The organism is Aquabacterium sp. (assembly GCF_036279655.1).
Taxonomy (GTDB): Bacteria; Pseudomonadota; Gammaproteobacteria; order Burkholderiales; family Burkholderiaceae_C; genus Aquabacterium.
Map to the genome: position 1 here is coordinate 1 of NZ_DASUIT010000029.1, position 3142 is coordinate 3142.

Below are 3142 nucleotides of genomic sequence, written 5' to 3' on the forward strand. Positions count from 1 at the left end.
AGCGCGTCCTGCCCGGCGTGGCCGAAGGGTGTGTGGCCGAGGTCGTGCGCCAGCGCGATGGCCTCGACCAGGTCCTCATTGAGGCCCAGCGATCGGGCGATCGAGCGCCCCAGTTGCGCCACTTCCAGCGAATGCGTCAACCGGGTGCGGAACAGGTCGCCCTCGTGGTTGAGAAAGACCTGAGTCTTGTAGACCAGGCGCCGGAAGGCCGTGCTGTGCACGATGCGGTCGCGGTCGCGCTGGAAGTCACTGCGGGTGGGGGCCGGTGCTTCGGGGTGGCGACGCCCCCGGGTCTTGTCAGGCTGACTGGCGTAGGGGGCGAGCCACATGGACAGGTGCTGATGCCGGTCAGGTGTTGGCGGCGATCACATCGCGGACCAGAGCCTCGGGCGCGGCGCGCATGCTGGCCTGGCCCAGGCTGTCGATGAGCACAAAGCGGATCTCGCCGCCCTCGGCCTTCTTGTCGACCTGCATCAGCGCCAGATAGCGGTCGGCACCCAACTGTGGGCCCTTGACGGGCAGACCGGTGCGCTCGATCAGGGTGCGGATGCGCGCGCAGGTGGCCGCATCGATCAGGCCCAGGCGGTGAGACAGGTCGGCCGCCATGACCATGCCGCACCCCACGGCTTCGCCGTGCAGCCACTCACCGTAGCCCAGGCCGGCTTCGATCGCATGCCCGAAGGTGTGGCCGAAGTTGAGGATGGCGCGCAGACCCGACTCTTTCTCGTCCTGACCGACCACCCAGGCCTTGATCTCGCACGAACGCTTGATGGCGTGACGCAGGGCGCTGCGGTCGCGTGCCAGCAGGGCGTCCATGTGGGCCTCCAGCCAGCTCAGGAACTCGGCGTCGGCGATCGGGCCGTATTTGATGACCTCGGCCAGGCCCGCCAGCAACTCGCGCTGGGGCAGGGTGTCCAGGGTCTCGATGTCGCAGATCACGCGCTGGGGCTGGTAGAAGGCCCCGATCATGTTCTTGCCCGCCGGGTGATTGATGGCGGTCTTGCCGCCCACGCTGGAATCCACCTGGGCCAGCAAGGTGGTGGGCACCTGCACGAAGGGCACGCCGCGCATGTAGCAGGCGGCGGCAAAGCCGGTCATGTCCCCGATGACGCCGCCGCCCAGAGCGTAGAGCACGGTCTTGCGGTCGGCTGCTTCTTCCAGCAGTCGGGTGAAGATCTGGTTGAGGGCGGGCCAGTCCTTGTACTGCTCGCCATCGGGCAGTTCCACGTCCAGTACCTGCTTGTGATACGGGGTGATGGCGGCACGCAGCCGGGCGGTGTAGAGCGGGCCGACCGTGGTGTTCGTGACGATCAGTGCCTTGGACGACTTGGGTAGGCCGGCATAGCTCTCGGCGCTGCCTAGCAGGCCTTCGCCGATGAGGATGTCGTAACTGCGGTCCCCCAGGTCGATGGCGACCGAGGTGCTGGAGGACGTGGAGGGTGTGGGTGCCATGTGTGCCTGCCATGCCCCCAACCGTCGAGGCGTGCGGCTTGCGCGGCGATCCTCGTCACGCGGCAGGAGGCATCAATATCCTTGAAACGCGCTCAGTTTAGCATCGGGCCCGGTGGCTAGTGATCGCTATGGGCATCTACCTATGGCTGAGGTGTTCACCGATCCACATACTCATACTCCATGAGAATTCAGGACATGGTCAGCGTGGTGACGGCGGCAGTGTGGGGGATGCTGTGCGCGCTGCCCTCTGGCGTCATCGCACAGGAGGCCTGCCCCGCGCAGGTGCGGGTCAGCTTTCTGGACTACGACGTGCCTCCCTGGTTCAATGGCACCGGGGCTGAGTTTGCCGATCCGCCAGGCCATGTGGTGGTGTGGATTCAGAAAGCCATTGCACACACCGGTTGTCCGACCAAGGTGGTTCTCTTGCGTCGCCCGGTCAAGCGTTTTTACCTGGAGCTTGAGCAGGGGATGACGGACATCGTGGCCATGGCCTCTGCCACACCGGAACGGTTGGCCAGCTCGGCGTTTCCGATGATCCATGGCCAGCTCAACGCCCGCCTGACCTACCTGTCCAGCGATACCTCGCTGTGGGTGCGTCAAGGTGACAGGTCCGTCCAGTGGGACGGCCGTGTCCTGCGGGGCCCGCAGGGCTTTAAGGTGGGGGTCTCCTCAGGGCAGGGCAGCGAGGCTCTGGCGCGCAAGCGGGGGTGGAATCTGGAGCTGGGCGTCAACGGTGTCAGCGTGATCGACAAGCTGCTGGCTGGCCGCAGTCATGTCATCTTGCTTCCTGACATCACCGTGGCGGCGTCTCCGCCGCAGGAACAGGCACGGATGGAGCGATTGCTCCCGAGTCTGGAGCAGACCCTGTTTTTCAGCCCGGCCAACAAGCAGTTCCACGCCAGGTACCCAGGCTTCATGAGTCGATACTGGGATGCGCTGTGCCAGATCTCACGAGCGGAGCCCGATCTGCCCATGCAGAAGAAGCTGCCCCCATGTCGCTGAGGGCATGCCGTGGTGCGACCAAAGGGGATGGGGACATCCCACGCGAACACATGGGGCTGTACAAGAAGAAGGTGACGAGCCTGAACCCTGGCACTGAAGGCAAACGGTTAGGGCTGCTTCGTTCCCGACCTGACCCGGTTGGCCGCGCCCCCATGCAGGGAGGCCCGTCAATTGACATTGTATGCGATCTGCTCGACGGGCGATGGAGAGGGGCCTCCAGATTGGAGGGCGCTCCACCTCCCCCTCGTTTTGAGGGGGGGGAAAGCCATACCCAGGCGCAATGGCGCATTCACTAGACTTCCTCGATCCGATGCCAATCGGATCGACTGCGGCGACCCGCAATGACCATTCCAATCATCAAACATCAGGAGAGCGTGCCATGAGCATTGTCATTTCAAGCCCCACATCCGTGACATCCACCGGTGCTCTTTACGAGGGCACCGCTGCGGATGAGCTCATTCAGGTTGCTGCGCCAGGTGACTTGCAGCCCAGGGTGAGTGCGGGGTCTGGCAACGACACCATCGTGGGCGCATCAAGGTATGTCGCCGGTTCTTATATGGGAGGATCTGGTGACGATGTCATCTCTGGCGCGGGCTATCTGGCCGGAGACGAGGGCAATGACGTGCTCACGCCCACGGGGGACGGCACAGTCATGATTGGTCTGGGGCGAGACATGGTGATCGTGACC

Annotated in this window: 3 protein-coding genes and 1 other RNA gene; 1 reads left to right on the top strand and 3 read right to left on the bottom strand. The window is 64.4% G+C overall.

Annotated elements, in window-relative coordinates:
• On the bottom strand, nt 1–329 hold a 329-nt coding region (locus VFW84_RS03355; protein ID WP_329679018.1), incomplete at its 3' end, for an HD domain-containing protein.
• 19 nt (nt 330–348) lie between these two features.
• Nucleotides 349–1452 (bottom strand): 3-dehydroquinate synthase, encoded by a 1104-nt coding sequence (aroB, locus tag VFW84_RS03360; RefSeq protein ID WP_329679019.1) that lies wholly within the window; start codon nt 1450–1452, stop codon nt 349–351.
• Between the two features lie 180 nt (nt 1453–1632).
• Between aroB and VFW84_RS03365 the strand changes: the two genes are divergently transcribed.
• Complete coding sequence (locus VFW84_RS03365) at nt 1633–2454, top strand: hypothetical protein (RefSeq protein WP_329679020.1); 822 nt, start codon at nt 1633–1635, stop codon at nt 2452–2454.
• Nucleotides 2455–2524: 70 nt separating this feature from the next.
• Here the strand turns inward: VFW84_RS03365 and ffs are convergent.
• An RNA gene (gene ffs, locus VFW84_RS03370) (signal recognition particle sRNA small type) lies at nt 2525–2623 on the bottom strand.
• Nucleotides 2624–3142: the final 519 nt, after the last annotated feature.